This window comes from Citrobacter sp. RHBSTW-01013 (assembly GCF_013781985.1).
GTDB classification, from domain to species: Bacteria; Pseudomonadota; Gammaproteobacteria; order Enterobacterales; family Enterobacteriaceae; genus Citrobacter; species Citrobacter braakii.
This window is the reverse complement of sequence record NZ_CP056186.1, coordinates 155615-172682: the sequence shown is the minus strand read 5'-3', so window position 1 is coordinate 172682 and position 17068 is coordinate 155615. Positions and strand designations below refer to the sequence as shown.

Genomic DNA, 17068 nt, shown 5'->3' with positions numbered 1-17068 from the left:
AGCAGGGTTAATTCAGGTAGTTACTGACACCTTTCTGCTAAAAAAGCCTTGGCGTAGGATCTTTTCCCTTTTCCAAGCGGCCTCCTAAATCCGCACAAATTAGTTATTTATTCGACCATGATAGTGGGGCAATCCTTTATTTTTCAAGGGGAAAAATTAAAAAACATTAACAACAGAAAGGTTTCTGCTTTTTTTAAATAAAAACAGCAGGTTATCTTCTTATCGTGGTTTTTTACATCATTGGACCTCAAACCCCGCAGCAGCTCGACCAGATGGCCAAGTTCAGATCTGGACGCCAGAAGGAAATCGACCAGGTGGCCAACTCACCAGGCACCGGCAGCAGCTCGACCAGGTGGCCAAGTTCAGATCTGGACGCCAGAAGGAAATCGACCAGGTGGCCAACTCACCAGGCACCGGCAGCAGCTCGACCAGGTGGCCAACTCACCAGGCACCGGCAGCAGCTCGACCAGATGGCCAACTCACCAGGCATCGGCAGCAGCTCGACCAGGTGGCCAACTCACCAGGCACCGGCAGCAGCTCGACCAGATGGCCAACTCACCAGGCATCGGCAGCAGCTCGACCAGGTGGCCGATTTCGTACGTACGAAATCAGGCGACGCTATGCGAAATCTTGGCGGCAATCCCCCGCGACTACGGGGTCTGACGCTCAGTGGAACGAAAACTCACGTTAAGCAACGTTTTCTACCTCTGACGCCTCTTTTAATGGTCTCAGATGTCCTTTGGTCACCAGTTCTGCCAGCGTGAAGGAATAATGGCCGAGCATATTGATATGTCCGTGGCAAAGCGGGGAGAGGCGTGCGATATCTTCATCATTCAGTGTTTCACCTTGCGCCCGGAGATGATCCAGGGCTGCCTGCATATACATAGTGTTCCATAACACGACGGCGTTAGTGACCAGCCCCAGTGCGCCCAGTTGATCTTCCTGACCGTCGGTATATCGTTTTCTTATCTCACCTTTTTGACCGTGACAGATGGCTCTGGCAACGGCATGGCGGCTTTCTCCCCGATTAAGCTGGGTCAGAATGCGCCGGCGGTAATCTTCATCATCAATATAATTAAGCAGATACAGCGTTTTGTTGATGCGCCCCACTTCAATGATTGCCTGAGTCAGTCCGGAAGGACGTTCACTTTTCAGCAATGAACGGACCAGCACTGAAGCCTGTACTTTGCCCAGTTTCAGGGAGCCAGCGGTCCGGATCATTTCGTCCCACTGAAGGACTATTTTTCGGGGATCTGATTGCCCTCTGGCAATATCATTCAGCACGCCATAGTTGGCATCATGGCCCATTCGCCAGAAAACCGAAGCACCGGCATCAGCCAGGCGTGGAGAAAACTGGTATCCCAGCAGCCAGAAAAGGCCAAAGACAAGTTCGCTGGTACCTGCTGTATCGGTCATAATTTCGGTTGGATTCAGCCCGGTCTCCTGTTCCAGAAGGCCTTCCAGCACAAAGATAGAGTCCCTCAGCGTCCCCGGTATAACGATGCCATGAAAGCCGGAATACTGATCGGACACAAAGTTGTACCAGGTGATCCCTCTGTTATTACCAAAGTATTTGCGGTTCGGTCCGGCATTGATTGTTCTGACTGGCGTAACAAAGCGCATTCCATCTGCAGATGCCACTTCTCCGCCACCCCATATCTGTGCCAGTGGCAGCGTTGCCTGAAAATCAACCAGTCTGGCATTAGCGCTGGTGATAGTTTCAGCCCGCAGATAGTTCGCTTTTGTCCAGTTCAGCCGGTGTCGGGTCAGTGCAGGAACATTTGATCTGATCAGTGGTTCCAGACCGATATTGCAGGCTTCAGCCATCAGCACGGCGCTGATGCTGACGGGCAGATCATCAACTCTGGCACTGGCTTCACTAGCATGGAAAAACTCATCAGCAAATCCGGTATGGGCGTTAATTTCGAGCAGCAACTCTGTTAAATCCACCGGAGGGAGCAGATCACTGATCATTTTGCTCAGTCGTTTCAGACTGTCCGGCTCATCAAGACTGGCGAGGGGAGAAATTGTCAACCGGGGCTTCGGGCCAGAAACATCGAGTTCGACAGCCTCATTTTCGCCAAGACGTGCAGCAACCTGTCTGTAACGACTATCAAGCTGATGACCCAGAGATTTTATTGCTTCCTGCGGGTCTGTCGGGTGTCCCAGAGAACGATAAACCTTAATCCGGTTTGCCTGCCAGTCAGCACCCTGTAGTAATCTTGCTCGGGGATCTCCCCACCGGTTACTGCCGGTAACGTAGACATCCCTCCGCCTCAGACTATCCTGCAGTTTACTGAGAAAGCAGAGCGTGTATCCCCTGCGGGTGATATGTTTTTCCTTGTTAATCACCAGCCGTTTCCATGACCGACTGATAATTTCCGTTGGTGCGTCGTCAAAAAACTGCCGCCGTGAGCTGAACTCCCGGCTGAGGTAGTCACAGGCATTCAGAGTGGTAACCCCGGCAGGTGCGGATGAAAATTTAACGGTATTCAGCAGATGGGGCAGGAAACGACGAACGCGCCCGTACTGCTCCACCATTTCTTCATGAAAATTATCGTCTGAGGGCCGGGAAATTTCACGGACAAGCGTGATGATTTCAGCCAGCTTTTGCCTGGGGATGTAGCTGAACACCTCAGCACGAATCGATTCGTCCGGTGTTTCTTCTTTCAGCAGGTACGAACATGCGCTGGCGAGCGCCAATGCAGATTTATCCAGATCCTTCAGCGAGCGGAGCCGTTTTTTCTGCCCAATCTTTCTGGCGTCACGGATGATAACGGCCAGCATGGCGTCCAGAACGTCCAGTGCATCATCCAACGCCAGCGTTTCCCATGCAAGGACAAAGGCAACCAGAACCGCCATCCTTTTCTGCGGTGACATCCTGGCAATATTGAACACCGAAGTCATACCAGCATAACGTGCGAGATTTTTCAGGCGCACAGCCGGGAGTGTACTCAGGTTGTCAGCATGCAAGCCAAAATCGTTCAGAGTTTTCCAGCGTTCAATTGCTTCATTAAACGCCGGACCACTGATGGTCACAGGGCCTTTTTTCAGTGATTCCAGTAAAGACAGGCGGCTGCAATCAGTTGGCCCCAGCAGCATCTCCAGCTGTGAACGTTGTTCGGCTGACGGTATCAGTGCCAGTTTGTTCCACAGGCGCAACGTCGCCTTTTCCCTTACCTCTGAAATCAACCGGGTCAGCGTAGTGGCTCCGGGGAGAATAATACGATGTTGCATAAGCCACCCTGTCGCCAGATCGAAAAGCAGGCCAGGACGTTCGTTGCTTATCCAGCTCCGGGTATATAAAAGACGGGTAAGGCGAAATGTCCAGGGCCAGGCAAATTCACGATACTGATAGTGCTGACGTATCAGCGCTGCATGCTCACGGCGGGTATTTTCCCTCTGACCGTATTCTGCAAGAACGGTGATATCACGAATCCCGAGCTGTCTGGCGGTAAAATGCCGGACGCCGGAAGGAATATGATTCATATCGGTGAGGAAGGTGCCCAGAAAACGGACACATCCAATTTGCAGGGCAATGCCCAGACGGTTGTGATCACCTCTGCTTTTTCCGATAAATTCCTTGTCTGCTTCATCAAGATGAAAATATCGTGCCAGCTGAAGCTCATCCGGTTCACCGGTGAATCTGCCATAGCTTTCAGTCTGCTCAGTGGTCAGAAAGTCAACGGGCATATCGGCCTCCCTGCCTGACGGGCATTTAGTAACATTTTTGCAACCGTCCGAAATGTTATAAATTCTCGAACACACTAAAATGGTGTTGTCTAGGTGTCTATTAAATCGATTTTTTGTTATAACAGACACCCACTGTCCGATATTTGATTTAGGATACATTTTTATGCGACTTTTTGGTTACGCACGGGTATCAACAAGCCAGCAGTCCCTCGATATTCAGATCAAGGGGCTTAAAGAGGCGGGGGTGAAAGCCAGTCGCATATTTACCGACAAAGCATCCGGCAGTTCTACCGACAGGAAAGGACTGGATCTGCTGCGAATGAAGGTGGAGGAAGGTGACGTCATCCTGGTGAAGAAACTCGACCGGCTTGGCCGCGACACTGCCGATATGATCCAACTGATAAAAGAATTCGACGCTCAGGGAGTCGCGGTCCGATTCATAGACGACGGGATCAGCACCGACGGTGAAATGGGGAAAATGGTTGTGACCATTCTTTCAGCTGTAGCCCAGGCCGAACGCAGGAGGATTCTGGAGCGTACGAACGAAGGACGGCAGGAGGCCAGGCTGAAAGGTATCCGGTTTGGCCGAAAGCGCATCATCGACAGAAATAGTGTACTGGCACTTCATCAGCAGGGAACTGGTGCAACAGATATTGCCCGCCGGCTCAGTATTGCCCGTTCCACTGTTTATAAAATTCTGGAAGATGAGAGCCGGGTTAATCTGAGCAAAATTTGAGGACGAACATGAGTGATGTAAAGGCATTCAACAATTGCATGAGTGTGTTCTGGCGACAGCATGAAGCCGAATTCTCTCGCTTTCTGACATCGAAGACAGGTGATAGCGAAAAAGCAGCAGACCCGGAGAAGACGAAGGTGATTATCGTGACGCTTGCCGAAACGACACCTGTACTGGAAGCCGCTAACCTGCAGCAGGATCTACGCCGAGCTGGCATCGAGCCGTGGGCATGGGTCGTTAATAACAGCCTGGCAGCTGCTCAACCGTCTTCGCCTTTCCTGAAGATCAGGGCGAACCGCGAGCTGCCTCTCATCTCTGATGTGGAAGAGCAGTATGCAAAGCGTATTGCATTAACAGCGCTACAGAGCGAAGAGCCGGTTGGTATTGACCTGCTGGAAGAAATGGCGAAGTAATAATGAAGGGGGCAAATGCCCCCTTCGTCTTTATTTCAGTCTTTTACCTGAATCATCAACGACTTTTTCACCGTCTTCCTTGGTGAAAGCCGCTTTCTGGGCATCTGGAAGGATATCGAGAACAACCTCTGAAGGACGGCAAAGTTTAGTTCCCAGTGGCGTCACTACGATCGGACGGTTGATCAGAATCGGATGCTGTAGCATAAAGTCGATGAGCTGGTCGTCAGTAAATTTATCTTCTGCAAGACCCAGTTCCTCATACGGCTCGACGTTCTTACGCAGCAAAGCCCGGACGGAAATGCCCATATCCGCAATGAGTTTGAGCAGCTCATCGCGTGAAGGTGGAGTCTCAAGGTAAAGAATAACGGTCGGCTCGATACCGCTGTTGCGGATCATCTCCAGCGTATTACGCGACGTGCCGCAGGCTGGGTTGTGATAAATGGTGATGTTGCTCATATCAGTATCTCATTACAAAGTGAAAGAGAGACGTAGCGCCAGCGCGGCCAGCGTTACAAACAGCACAGGCAGAGTCATGACGATCCCGGTGCGGAAATAGTATCCCCATGTGATGGTCATGTTCTTCTGTGAAAGGACATGCAGCCAGAGCAACGTTGCCAGGCTACCAATAGGTGTAATTTTCGGTCCAAGATCGCAGCCAATCACGTTGGCAAAAATCATCGCCTCTTTGATAACGCCTGTTGCAGTGCTGCCATCAATAGAGAGAGCACCAACCAGCACGGTAGGCATATTGTTCATGATGGAAGAGAGGAAAGCCGTCAGGAAGCCAGTACCAAACGTCGCGGCCCAAAGTCCTTTATCTGCCAGCACGTTCAACACACCGGAGAGGTATTCTGTTAGTCCGGCATTACGCAGACCATAGACCACCAGATACATTCCCAGAGAGAATATGACGATCTGCCATGGCGCACCGCGAAGCACTTTGCCAGTGTTAATGGCATGGCCTCGCTTCGCCACCGCAAACAGAATGACAGCCCCTACAGCAGCAATCGCACTGACCGGGATACCCAACGGCTCAAGGACGAAAAAGCCAACCAGAAGAAGGATCAACACTATCCAGCCGGTTCTGAAGGTTGCCAGATCTTTAATCGCTTTTGCCGGTGCTTTCAGGAGAGCCAGGTCGTAAGTTGGCGGAATATCTTTGCGGAAGAACAGATGCAGCATCACCAGCGTGGCGATAATGGCTGCGATATCCACCGGCACCATTACCGACGCATACTCAGTGAAACCCAGCCCAAAGAAGTCTGCAGAAACGATGTTAACCAGGTTGGACACGATAAGCGGCAGACTGGCCGTATCGGCAATAAACCCGGCGGCCATGACAAATGCCAGCGTAGTGCCTTTGCTGAAACCTAATGCAAGCAGCATGGCGATAACAATTGGCGTCAGAATCAATGCCGCACCATCGTTGGCAAACAGTGCCGCCACCGCTGCGCCGAGCAAAACGATATAGGTAAACAGCAAACGCCCGCGACCGTTACCCCAACGTGAAACGTGCAGCGCCGCCCATTCGAAAAAGCCCGATTCATCGAGCAGAAGGCTGATAATAATCACGGCAATAAAGGTCGCCGTCGCATTCCAGACAATATTCCACACTACAGGGATATCACCAAAATGGACTACGCCAGAGATCAGCGCCAGTACCGCGCCCAGCGTCGCACTCCAGCCGATCCCTAATCCCTTCGGTTGCCAGATAACCAAAACGATGGTCAGGACAAAAATAGCGCCTGCCAGTAACATAAATCCTCCAGACAGGACGGCTTTGCCGCCCTGTATATACAAAAAAATTAAACAACCAGCTCTCTGAGTTTCTCGATGCCAGTGGGCTCTGCAGCCATTACCGGTACTAACGCTATGCGGCTTGCATGCTGGTTTTTCACAACCTCGATTTGAGGACGCTCTTGTAGGGCGCGCTGGCAAAGCAGCGGCGATTGCGTCTGTGCAATCGAAAGGCTGTTATTGATAATCCAGCCCCAGGGATGAATCCCCGCACGTTCAAGATCGGACTGCAGGTTTGCCGCTTCCAGTACAGGTGTGGTTTCAGGCAGAGTGACCAGCAAAACTTTGGTACGTTCCTGGTCCTGAAGCTGCATCATCGGAGTGGTAAAATGACCTTTATCCCCCATCTTCCTGGCAATCTCACGGTGATAAGCCCCGGTAGCATCAAGCAGTAATAGCGTATGCCCGGTAGGTGCCGTATCCATGACCACAAACCGTTTGCCAGCTTCACGAATTACGCGTGAAAACGCCTGGAACACCGCAATCTCTTCTGTGCAAGGAGAACGTAAATCCTCTTCGAGCAGCCGTTTCCCAGCCTCATCCAGATCCCTGCCTTTCGTCTCAAGAACATGCTGACGATAGCGTTCAGTTTCATCGTGAGGGTTGATTCGGCTGACCTGCAGATTTTTGAGGCTGCCATTGAGCGTTGTACTGAGATGTGCAGCAGGATCTGAGGTGGTGAGATGCACATCAAAACCCTTATCCGCCAGACTGACGGCGATAGCCGCAGCCATTGTGGTTTTGCCCACACCACCTTTGCCCATCAGCATAATCAAACCGTGTTCACTGCGGGCGATATCATCAACCAGGACAGACAACGACATATTCTCTGGCTTGTTCTGTGGGCTTTGTTCAGGAAGCGATGTTATCTCAGCGTGTTCGTTGAGCAGGCCTTTCAATGCGGATACACCAACCATGTTCAGCGGCTGCAGGTATAAGTTGTCTGTCGGCAAATCAGATAACCCGGCAGGAAGATTTGCCAGCGCCTCTTGCTCCCGTTGCCATATTGCAGCGGCCAGTGCATCACGTTCTGCTTCGCTCGCAGGCAGGACACCGTTAATGACTAAATACTGATTTTTAAGGCCAATAGCTGATAATTCGTCATGAGTACGAGCGACTTCCTGCAGTGTTGATTTTTGCAATCGCGCGACCAGCACAAGGCGAGTTCGTTCAGGATCGGATAATGCCTCAACCGCATGAGCATATTGCTCGCGTTGTTTTTCCAGCCCAGCCATTGGACCAAGACAGGAAGCACCATCCGGGTTACTTTCGATGAAGCTGCTCCAGGCTCCGGGAAGCTGAAGAAGGCGAATAGTGTGGCCAGTTGGGGCAGTATCAAAAATGATGTGATCAAAGCGGGTCAGCAGAGAAGCGTCAGTCAGTAAGCCAGTAAACTCGTCGAATGCAGCGATCTCTGTCGTACAAGCTCCTGAAAGCTGTTCACTGATGCTGTTAACAACGTCATCAGGCAAAAGACCTTTAATAGGGTCAACGATTCTGGCGCGGTATTGCTGGGCGGCGTCCTGCGGGTCAATCTCCAGAGCCGAAAGACCAGACACAGCAGTCACGGGCTGGATAGTGTTACCGATAGTCTGATCGAATACCTGACCGACATTGGAAGCCGGGTCGGTACTGACAAGCAGAACACGCTTTCCCAGTTCAGCCAGACGTATAGCCGTTGCGCAGGAAATCGAAGTTTTGCCTACACCTCCCTTACCGGTGAAAAACAGGTAAGACGGGATATTCTCTAAGAATTTCATATGTCCTCCTGACATACTCAACAACAGGAAGTTTTACCACCACAGCAACTGGTGGAAGCTAAACCCACCTTTTCCAGCGGTATACCAAACCAGCGAGCCAGTTCAGCGCGTTTTGGGTATCGCCCGGCCATCACCGTTTCACCATCAAGCAACAGCAGCGGAAGCCCTTCAGCTCCAGAAGCCTCAAGGAATGCTTTCGCTTTTTCGTTCTCAACGAAGCTCATAGGCTGCTGCGCCAGGTTATAACGTTCGATCTGAACCCCACGCCCTTTCAGCCATTGCACATCAGCAGAAAAATTGACCAAAACCTGATCGACATCTGAACCACAAACGCCGGTACTGCAGCACATCGCCGGATCAAACACCGTTAACATTTTCATCTTTAACACCTCATATTCGTAAAAACATATATGTACAGGCAAAATTTTTAGATACAAACAGCCTTACCGCTGCCAGAGCAGTTGGCCGATGCCAGCTTACGGGCGATGGCCTGTACGTCGTCCTGTTGACTTAACCAGGCCTGCTCAATCACCAGGGCAGCCCAGGAAGGAATATGCGGGGATAAGCGATAATGAACCCATTTCCCCTGCTTGCGATCCAGCAACAGGCCACTTTCCCGAAGCATCGCCAGATGGCGGGAGGTCTTGGGTTGTGATTGTTCCAGCGCTGTGCAGAGATCGCATACGCACAGCTCCCCCATCTCCCTGAGCAGTAGCACGATACCCAGGCGGGTTTCATCAGATAGTATTTTGAAAAGTTGTAGGGATGCAATTTCTGGCATTATGTACTCCTGCTATGAATGGGTATTGTCTCTCCACCAAAACAAGAAGTCAAAATCATATGTGTTTTCTCGCATGTGAGTGCAGGTGTCACTATGCGGTTGAAAAACGACCTGATGTGCGATCGTTACGTTAGTTGGGTAGGTAAAAAAGTCATTTGAGGCTAAAACATTGCTTAGTGCGGGCTTTCAGTTCATAGAGAAGAATGAATAATATCAATTATAACAATTGGTTATTTCCTTAGCGTACGTTTTCGTTCCATTGGCCCTCAGACCCCGTGTAAGTGAACTGTAGCTGCCATGTTTTACGGCAGTGAGAGCAGAGATAGCGCTGATGTCCGGCAGTACTTTTACCGTTACGCACCACGCCTTCAGTAGCTGAGCAGGAGGGACAACTGATGGAGATGGAAGCCACGGGAGCACCTCAAAAACACCATCGTACACTAAATCAGTAAGTTGGCAGCATTACCCATTTTTTTCATTTCCTGAATTTCGGCCGTGATAGCAAAAATCGATGTGCGGAAGCTGCACGTTATCAGCAATCGGTATACGCAGCACATAATCTTAATCTGAGGCAGCATCTTGCAAGGCTGGGCAGGAAGTCGCTGTCGTTCTCAAAATCGGTGGAACTGCATGACAAAGTCATTGGACATTATCTGACGATAAATCATTACCCATAAATTGGAGTCATGACCGTCAGACGGGAGTCTTCACTTCACTTCACTTAATGCCTGCGCAATCTGCTTAAAGCGCTCGAAGCGTTTTCTCAGCATTACGTGTTTAGCCGGGTTTGGCTCCAGGCGAAGGGTGGGCGGCTGGCAGTGCTTCATTGCCGTCTGGAAATCGCTGTATTCACCGGCCCCCACCGCCGCACAAATCGCTGCCGCGCGGCAGCCGGACTGCTTCACGTCGACGATTTCCAGCGGCAGGTTGCTGGCGTCGCAAAACATTTGCATCCAGATATTCGAATGAGTTGGCCCGCCGGTAAAGCGGATGAAGTCGCTGCCTGTGCCCAGATCTTGCACGCGATCCTGATGCAGCAGATGTGAGAAGACGATGCCCTGATAGATGGCGTAGATAATGTCTTCCCGGCTGTGGTGGCCGCTTAAGCCAAGGAAGCCACCGTGCAGGCTATCGTGGAAGTTGGAGCCGTACAGCCACGGATAAAACAGGATGTTGAGATCCTTTTCGTAGCCGTCTTTCGCCCACTGGTTAAGCTGGCGATAGCTGTCCGGCAGATCCGGGAAGAACTGCTGCACAAACCAGGCGAGGTTGCTGGCCGAGGTCGGACTGCCTTCATGAACAAAGAAAGTGCCGGGAATGCAGTATTTCCCCCACACGTAGGGATAGTCAGACGGTTCAATACAGTCGAAAACGCGAGTGGCAATACTCCAGGTGCCTGCTACGGCGCTCAGGCAGGAACTGTCGTGTACGCCCGAGGCCAACGCTGCGCCGACAACGTCAAACAGCCCGCCGAACACCGGCGTTCCGGCTTTTAAACCGCACCGCACGGCGGCCTGTTCGGTGACGTATCCGGCGCATTCGGCGGAACCGATCACCGGCGGCGCTTTCTCCGCCATCTCTGCAATACCGAAGATGTTAAACAGAGTAGGGTCGAATGCCCCCTGCTGCTGGTTAAACAAATTGCTGCCGGAGATATTGGTTTCTTCGCAGGCGAACTTGCCGGTCAGGCAGTAGCGGATATAGTCGTGGACCATCAGAATATAGCCCGTGCGCTGATAGCTGTCCGGCTCATGCTCCTTCAGCCAGCCGAGCAGCGCCGCCGGATGCGACGGCCACAGCTGTTGCAGGCTGCGCCCGTAAGCTTCGGCGTCGCGGCCTTCACTTTTCCAGCGGCTGACCAGTGGCTGTGTGCGTGAGTCGGAGGAGACGATGCCGTTACGCACCGGCTGGCCCTGCTTATCCACCAGGTACAGACCCTTACCGTGGGCGGAAAAGCTCACGCCGTGAATCGCATCTGCCGCAATACCGCTGTCTTTCAACACCTGGCGAATCACCTGGCTGGTGGCGGACCACAGCTCTGCCATATCGCGTTCGCAGAACCCCATCTGTTCACTGAGCAGCGGTACTGCCAGCTCAACGACTTTGATCTCCAGACCGTCCGCGGTGTAAATCCCCGCTTTGGTTACCGTCCCACCTAAATCAACTCCCATAAAGTAGTGGCTCATACTGCCTCCGGGCTGAGCAGCGCGGCGCGAGTTTCACCCCAGCCGGCTGCGGCCATTTTGTCTTCAATCCAGCGACGGGCGCGAATGATTTCCAGCAGTGGCTCGTCGGCTTTTTCCGTCCACATTTCAATCAGGAAGGTGCCGCGATAGTTCAGGCGGCGCAGGGTTTTAAAGAACTGGACGAAATCAACACAGCCCTCGCCAAACGGCACATCGCGGAACTGGCCCGGCGAGTCCGGCGTGACCGGCAGCGTATCTTTCAAGTGGATAGCCGCAATGCGATCGATACCGCCGGTCAGCTCGCTGTCCACCTCATTTCCCCAGGCGCTGAGGTTGCCGATATCGGGATAGACGGTGAACCATGGCGAGTTAATTTTCTGATTCAGCGCCTGCCACTTGCTGATGGAGTTCATAAACGGCGTGTCCATGATTTCCACCGCGCACATCACCTGTGCCCCGGCGGCCAGTTCAACGGCCCAGGCCACGGAGTCCTCAAAGCGGGCGATAGTGTCGTCGTCCTGTGGTTCGTAATAGACGTCGTAGCCTGCCAGTTGAATGGTACGGATGCCCAAATCTTGCGCCAGCCGCACTGCTTTTTCCATAATGGCATACGCCTGCTGGCGGGTCTGCGCGTCGCGGCTGCCGAACGGGAAGCGGCGGTGTGCCGACAGGCACAGGGTGGGAATACGCACGCCGGTCTGCTGAATCGCCTGGATGATCTCCATGCGCTCTGCCTGCGTCCAGTCCAGGCGCGCCAGGCGTTCATCGCTTTCATCCACCGACATCTCGACGAAATCAAACCCGCAGGATTTCGCCACGGCCAGTTTCTCCACCCAACTGGTCCCTTTCGGTAGGGCCTTCTCGTAAATCCCTAATGGATGCTTACGCATTATCTTTCCCCACGTGTTGCCAGCAACTGCCGGTGCTTTTTCTGGTTCAGCTTCATTGCCCGCTGCGCCTGCCATTTGTTTTTAAAGAATTTGAACGCCAGGGCGAAAATCAGCGTGATGCCCCATACCGCCAGATTGAAGTGCAGGCTGACACCCGCCAGGCTTAGCCCGGTGGCAATAACCTGTAGCACCAGCAGCGCACAGAAGACGTGGATAATTTTGCCCACGCCGCCGAACGGATCGGTTCCGCCCAGCACAATAGCCAGCACCGTCAGCAGCAGATAGGAGTCTCCGTAGCCCATGCGCGCCGAGTTAAAGCGGGCCATCATGATAAGCCCCGCCAGCACGCACAGCAGGCTGGAAATGGCGTAAATCGCCATCATGATTCGGTCGGTGCGGATGCCGCTGAACCAGGTGGCGTTAATGTTGCTGCCGCACATGTAGATATTTTTGCCGAGGCGCGTTCTGCCCAGTAGCAAGGCCAAAAATACGGTGGCGACGATAAAGATAATCAGCGGAACCGGGACTCCCCATATCACTTCCGATCCCATACTGCGCACGATCGGCGGCATGCCGCTCAGCGCCGCGCCTTTGGTCAGGTACACCCCAATGCCGCTGATAATGGTCATGCTGCCGAGGGTCACCAGAATCGGGTGCGCGCCCACGCGGGAAATCATCAGCCCGGTCAGTACGCCAATCAGCACCGCAATCCCCGCCGCGCCTAGCAGCGCCAGTACCAGCCACATCAACTGAATGCCGATGCTGGCATCAACCGGAATGTAGTTGATCAGCAGCCAGGCCATAAACAGGCTGGTGAGGTTGGCTGTGCCGATAATCGACAGATTCAAGCCGCCGCTCAGCATGGGTACAAACATCGCAAAGGTCAGCAGGCCGAGTTCCGGCAACTGAAACGCAATGCTCAGAAAGGTGTTTTCGGTCAGAAAGCGGCCCGGCATCGCCAGTGAAAAGGCCACCGTGGCAATCAGGCAGATAGCCAGCAGACCGGTGCTGGTACCGTCCAGAGGTAAAAAGGGTTTATTTTTCATTAAACAGTCTCCGTCAGACGAAGCCGACATCGGTTTCTTTGCGTTTCTTGTAGTGGGTGACGCAGATCGCGGCGACGATAACGACGCCAATCACGATGTTGACGAAATAGCTGGAAACGCCGATCAGGTTCAGGCCGTTTTTCAGAATGCCGATCAGGAATACGCCCATCAGCGTGCCGATCACCGAGCCTCTGCCCCCTGAGAGACTGGCACCGCCCAACACCGCCGCAGCCAGCACATCCAGCTCGCCGCCAACCAGCGCGTTAGGCACCACTTCGCTCATGCGGTACGCCTGCAGCATGCCGCCAATCGCCGCCGACGCGCCCAGATAGCCGTAGGCAAACAGATAGATAACGGAGACGCGGATGCCGATACGACGGGCGGATTCGTTGCTGCCGCCGACGGCGTAGAGCTGCCGACCGATATGGGTTTTATTCAGCAGCAGCCAGGTCAGCAGCGCCATGCCCAGCATCACGACCACCGGCAGGCCCACCTGGTAGCTTTCGCCGCCGTATTCGAAGGGCAGGATAGTGCGCTGGCTGATCCACCAGTCGGGCAGGTCGTAAATGCTATGACCGTTGGTAATCCACATCAGCATGCCGAACAGCAGCGACTGCATACTGATGGTGATAATGATCGAGACGATATTGAGGTAGTAGATCAGCACGGCGTTAATCAGCCCGAAGACCACACCGCAGACAATCGCCAGCACGATGCACAGCAGTGGGCTGGCAATCACATCGTTGAGCAACAGTGAGGCAATAAAATACTGCGCTACGGAAGCCACGGCGGCGAAGGAAATATCAATGCCGCCGGTCACCAGCACCACAAATAAACCCAGCGCGAAAATCCCGGTTACGGCATAGCTTTCGGTCAAATCCAGCAGATTCTGGATCGACAAAAACTCGCTGCTTAAGGTTGAAAACAGCACCAGCATTAACGCGATAACCCAGCCCAGCCAGCCTTCGACCGAACGTGGCATTTTAAAAATGTTAGCCATTGATGGCCTCCGCGAATTGATGTTCGCTCAGCGTTGAAGGAATTAACTCGTTAATGATTTTTCCCTGCTTCATATGCAGCACGCGATCGCAGTTGTAATAGGCTTCCGGGGCTTCATCAGTGATCAGCAGCACCGAAATACCGACGCCGGACAGGCGGTGGATCAACTTGTAGATACTGTCTTTCGCACCGATATCCACGCCGACGGTGGGCGCATCAAGAATCAACACTTTTGGCCGGGTGAGTATCCATTTCGCCAGCACCACCTTCTGCTGGTTGCCGCCGGAAAGGGTTGAAAGCGGGTTATCCGGGTTGGTCACCTTGATATCCAGATCTTTGATCCACTCCTGCACCAGCGCGTCTTTGCGCTGTTCATCGATCATATGCCACGGTGTTTTGATCTCATCGAGAATGGAAATCACCATGTTGTCGGCAACCGACTGCGGCAGAATGGCACCCAGCGTCAGACGGTCTTCTGAAACATAGGCAATGCCCATTTCTCGTGCCTGGGTGTTGTCTTTGATCTGTACCTGTTTACCATCAAGGAGGATCTTGCCGCTATCGGGATGAGTGATACCAAACAGGCTCAGCGCCAGCTCGGTACGGCCGGAGCCCAGCAGGCCGCACAGACCCAGTACTTCGCCACGATGTAGCTGGAGGGAAATATCGTCAAACTGGCCTTTGCGGCTGAGGTGATTCAGCTCCAGCACCACTTTACCCAGTTCGGCGTTCGGCAGCTTCTGCTGGTGTTCAATGACTAATCCGGTCATCAGCTCGGTGATTTTGCCGGTGGATAGGGCGGCGGCGTCCCAGGTGCCGATCTTCTCGCCGTCGCGGATCACGGTAATGCGGTCGGAAATTTCTTTCACTTCATCCAGACGGTGGCTGACGAAGACCACAGTGATGTTTTTATCACGCAGGTAGTTCACTGTGCGCAGCAACTGGTTCACTTCGGTTCGTGTCAGCGAGGCGGTGGGCTCATCCATAATCACCAGCCGGGCATCTGCAACCAACGCGCGGCAGATGGCGATTTGCTGACGTTGGGCTATTGGAAGATGCTGCACCAGCGCGTCCGGATCGATATTGAACGCCAGTTCGTTGAGGATCTGCTGCGCTTTTTCTTTCAGTTTTTTTTGCTTAAACCAGCCGAAATAGCCCTTAAGGTTGTATTCGAAGGCAATGTTTTCGGCGACGGTCAGATTCGGAAACAGCGACAGGTCCTGATAAATCACTTGAATGCCTAAGGCCCTGGCGCGATCGGGCGTCAGGCGAGCATGGGTTTTGTCGTCGATGATGATTTCGCTGCCGGCATCGGGCGCGTAGACGCCGCTGATGGTTTTAATCAGTGTACTTTTACCGCAGCCGTTGGCTCCGGCCAGGCAGTGGACTTCGCCCTGGTTTAAGGTCAGCGTGATGTTTTTTAATGCCTGATGACCGCCAAAGCTTTTTGACAGCGCGTTCAGCGTGATCAGCGCGGCGGCATTATCGACATTGTTATTATTAAGCATCGTTCTTGCCCTGGTGTTAGACGTGAATAAAGCCGGAGCGCAAAGGCTCCGGCGATACGGCTCAGGGTCAGAGGCCCAGTTTCACCAGACGTTTGGTGTTTTCCACATCCAGTTTTTCCGGGTTATCGCTGAGGATGGTGTTGCCTTTTATTTTGATTTCGCCCATGTCGCCCAGTTTGACGCCGTCTTTGATCGGTTCTCCGTTCATCATCGCCGTCGCCACCTGCACAAAGACCTTGCCGGCGGTCATCGGGTTAGAGATATAGCCGCCATCGATCGCTCCTTTCTCCAGCAGCTTGATGCCCTGACCCGGGGTAAATGTACCGAAGACGCAGATATCATTGTTTTTCTTACGCTTGTCGATAGCGCGGCCTGCGCCGATTGGGCCCTGCGAGCCGAAGGACATAATGCCTTTCAGATCTTTGTGTTTTGACATCAGGTCGTTGGCGGTACGCATGGAGTCATCTACCGATTCGGCGACGCCAAAACGGTCTTCAACCAGCTGCATTTTCGGATAGTGTTCTTTCTGGTAGGCGATGGCCGCGTTGGCCCAGTCGTTTACCAGCGGAACGGTCAGGCTGCCAACGAACATGGCATATTTGCCTTCTTCACCCATGCAGGCAGCCATATCTTTCATATGGTTAGCGCCCATGGTTTGGGTGTCGAGCAATTCAAAGTCCCAGTCCGCATTGGCCTGTGCCGGTGATTCGTGGGTAATAACCTTGATACCCGCTTCCTGCGCGCGTTTCAGTACCGGTTCCAGCACTTTGGCGTCGTTTGGTACCACGCCAATCACATCCACTTTCTTGGCAATCAAATCTTCAATGGCGCGCACCTGCTCGGCCGGATCGGCGGTGGTTGGCCCCACCTGCCAGGCGTTCACACCCAGGGCTTTACCTTCTTCTTTAATCCCCTGTTCCATCACGTTAAACCAGGGAATCCCACCTACTTTCACCACCACGCCCATGGTAAAAGGCTTGTTGGCTTTTTGAGGGACCGCTGCGTCATCAGCCCAGGTGGAAAATGAAGCGATCAGTGAGGCGATTACACAGGGTAAGAGTAATTTTTTCATTATTAGATCCTCAGAAGGTTATTTTAATTTTCATCGTTGCCTAATAGTTCGTTATTTGGTTGGTTTCCCCTTCGCCATTACACCGCGCGTTGCTAAATAAAATGAGCGGCAACGGCTAACGCAAAGTATGCATTAATCCGCTTTAGCCATTGAATAAAACAATGGTGATAGTGTATTTCGGTTCCGG

At 52.9% G+C, this 17068-nt stretch carries 13 protein-coding genes and 3 pseudogenes; 3 read left to right on the top strand and 13 right to left on the bottom strand.

Annotated features, from left to right (window positions below; genetic code table 11):
• Positions 1-687: 687 nt before the first annotated feature.
• A complete protein-coding gene (locus tag HV350_RS25955; RefSeq protein WP_032309856.1) occupies positions 688-3693 on the bottom strand; it encodes a Tn3-like element Tn3 family transposase in 3006 nt (1001 codons plus the stop codon).
• Between the two features lie 163 nt (positions 3694-3856).
• Between HV350_RS25955 and HV350_RS25950 the strand changes: the two genes are divergently transcribed.
• Together HV350_RS25950 and HV350_RS25945 are read left to right on the top strand one after the other, a co-directional pair.
• Positions 3857-4429, top strand: coding sequence for a recombinase family protein (locus tag HV350_RS25950; RefSeq protein WP_001556711.1), 573 nt, complete (start codon positions 3857-3859; stop codon positions 4427-4429).
• Positions 4430-4548: 119 nt separating this feature from the next.
• A pseudogene (locus HV350_RS25945) lies at positions 4549-4842 on the top strand (ArsA-related P-loop ATPase); the annotation flags it as partial.
• A 30-nt stretch (positions 4843-4872) separates the two neighbouring features.
• Here HV350_RS25945 and arsC read toward each other — a convergent pair.
• The 6 genes and pseudogenes from arsC to HV350_RS25915 form a co-directional block, all read right to left on the bottom strand.
• Complete coding sequence (gene arsC / locus HV350_RS25940) at positions 4873-5298, bottom strand: glutaredoxin-dependent arsenate reductase (RefSeq protein ID WP_000065758.1); 426 nt, start codon at positions 5296-5298, stop codon at positions 4873-4875.
• Between the two features lie 12 nt (positions 5299-5310).
• The gene (gene arsB / locus HV350_RS25935; RefSeq protein ID WP_000922630.1) at positions 5311-6600 is read right to left on the bottom strand and encodes an arsenite efflux transporter membrane subunit ArsB; all 1290 of its coding nucleotides are present in this window, start codon (positions 6598-6600) and stop codon (positions 5311-5313) included.
• A 47-nt stretch (positions 6601-6647) separates the two neighbouring features.
• On the bottom strand, positions 6648-8399 hold the full coding sequence (gene arsA / locus HV350_RS25930) for an arsenite efflux transporter ATPase subunit ArsA (protein WP_001556710.1): 1752 nt from the start codon (positions 8397-8399) through the stop codon (positions 6648-6650).
• 17 nt (positions 8400-8416) lie between these two features.
• Positions 8417-8779 carry an arsenite efflux transporter metallochaperone ArsD gene (gene arsD / locus HV350_RS25925; protein ID WP_000783215.1) on the bottom strand — a complete coding sequence of 121 codons (363 nt, stop codon included), beginning with the start codon at positions 8777-8779 and terminating at the stop codon, positions 8417-8419.
• Between the two features lie 47 nt (positions 8780-8826).
• Positions 8827-9180 carry an As(III)-sensing metalloregulatory transcriptional repressor ArsR gene (gene arsR / locus HV350_RS25920; RefSeq protein WP_001114073.1) on the bottom strand — a complete coding sequence of 118 codons (354 nt, stop codon included), beginning with the start codon at positions 9178-9180 and terminating at the stop codon, positions 8827-8829.
• A 265-nt stretch (positions 9181-9445) separates the two neighbouring features.
• Positions 9446-9592, bottom strand: a pseudogene (locus HV350_RS25915) (IS1 family transposase); the annotation flags it as partial.
• 101 nt (positions 9593-9693) lie between these two features.
• Between HV350_RS25915 and HV350_RS25910 the strand changes: the two are divergent.
• Positions 9694-9857: pseudogene (locus HV350_RS25910) on the top strand (IS1 family transposase); the annotation flags it as partial.
• 30 nt (positions 9858-9887) lie between these two features.
• Here HV350_RS25910 and HV350_RS25905 read toward each other — a convergent pair.
• From HV350_RS25905 to HV350_RS25880, 6 genes are all read right to left on the bottom strand, one after another.
• On the bottom strand, positions 9888-11366 hold the full coding sequence (locus tag HV350_RS25905) for an FGGY-family carbohydrate kinase (protein WP_058670812.1): 1479 nt from the start codon (positions 11364-11366) through the stop codon (positions 9888-9890).
• On the bottom strand, positions 11363-12256 hold the full coding sequence (locus tag HV350_RS25900; protein ID WP_058670811.1) for an L-ribulose-5-phosphate 3-epimerase: 894 nt from the start codon (positions 12254-12256) through the stop codon (positions 11363-11365). The genes HV350_RS25905 and HV350_RS25900 overlap by 4 nt, the downstream gene beginning before the upstream one ends.
• A complete protein-coding gene (locus HV350_RS25895) occupies positions 12256-13302 on the bottom strand; it encodes an ABC transporter permease (RefSeq protein WP_058670810.1) in 1047 nt (348 codons plus the stop codon). The genes HV350_RS25900 and HV350_RS25895 overlap by 1 nt, the downstream gene beginning before the upstream one ends.
• Positions 13303-13315: 13 nt before the next feature.
• Positions 13316-14302, bottom strand: coding sequence for an ABC transporter permease (locus HV350_RS25890; protein WP_058670809.1), 987 nt, complete (start codon positions 14300-14302; stop codon positions 13316-13318).
• The gene (locus tag HV350_RS25885) at positions 14295-15809 is read right to left on the bottom strand and encodes a sugar ABC transporter ATP-binding protein (protein ID WP_058670808.1); all 1515 of its coding nucleotides are present in this window, start codon (positions 15807-15809) and stop codon (positions 14295-14297) included. The genes HV350_RS25890 and HV350_RS25885 overlap by 8 nt, the downstream gene beginning before the upstream one ends.
• Positions 15810-15876: 67 nt before the next feature.
• A complete protein-coding gene (locus tag HV350_RS25880; protein WP_058670807.1) occupies positions 15877-16881 on the bottom strand; it encodes a substrate-binding domain-containing protein in 1005 nt (334 codons plus the stop codon).
• Between the last annotated feature and the right edge of the window lie 187 nt (positions 16882-17068).

Excerpts from the sequence above, each read along its gene's own strand:
- HV350_RS25955 (WP_032309856.1), bottom strand. The coding sequence starts at position 3,693 with ATGCCCGTTGACTTTCTGACCACTGAGCAGACTGAAAGCTATGGCAGA.
- HV350_RS25950 (WP_001556711.1), top strand. The coding sequence starts at position 3,857 with ATGCGACTTTTTGGTTACGCACGGGTATCAACAAGCCAGCAGTCCCTC.
- arsC (WP_000065758.1), bottom strand. The coding sequence starts at position 5,298 with ATGAGCAACATCACCATTTATCACAACCCAGCCTGCGGCACGTCGCGT.
- arsB (WP_000922630.1), bottom strand. The coding sequence starts at position 6,600 with ATGTTACTGGCAGGCGCTATTTTTGTCCTGACCATCGTTTTGGTTATC.
- arsA (WP_001556710.1), bottom strand. The coding sequence starts at position 8,399 with ATGAAATTCTTAGAGAATATCCCGTCTTACCTGTTTTTCACCGGTAAG.
- arsD (WP_000783215.1), bottom strand. The coding sequence starts at position 8,779 with ATGAAAATGTTAACGGTGTTTGATCCGGCGATGTGCTGCAGTACCGGC.
- arsR (WP_001114073.1), bottom strand. The coding sequence starts at position 9,180 with ATGCCAGAAATTGCATCCCTACAACTTTTCAAAATACTATCTGATGAA.
- HV350_RS25905 (WP_058670812.1), bottom strand. The coding sequence starts at position 11,366 with ATGAGCCACTACTTTATGGGAGTTGATTTAGGTGGGACGGTAACCAAA.
- HV350_RS25900 (WP_058670811.1), bottom strand. The coding sequence starts at position 12,256 with ATGCGTAAGCATCCATTAGGGATTTACGAGAAGGCCCTACCGAAAGGG.
- HV350_RS25895 (WP_058670810.1), bottom strand. The coding sequence starts at position 13,302 with ATGAAAAATAAACCCTTTTTACCTCTGGACGGTACCAGCACCGGTCTG.
- HV350_RS25890 (WP_058670809.1), bottom strand. The coding sequence starts at position 14,302 with ATGGCTAACATTTTTAAAATGCCACGTTCGGTCGAAGGCTGGCTGGGC.
- HV350_RS25885 (WP_058670808.1), bottom strand. The coding sequence starts at position 15,809 with ATGCTTAATAATAACAATGTCGATAATGCCGCCGCGCTGATCACGCTG.
- HV350_RS25880 (WP_058670807.1), bottom strand. The coding sequence starts at position 16,881 with ATGAAAAAATTACTCTTACCCTGTGTAATCGCCTCACTGATCGCTTCA.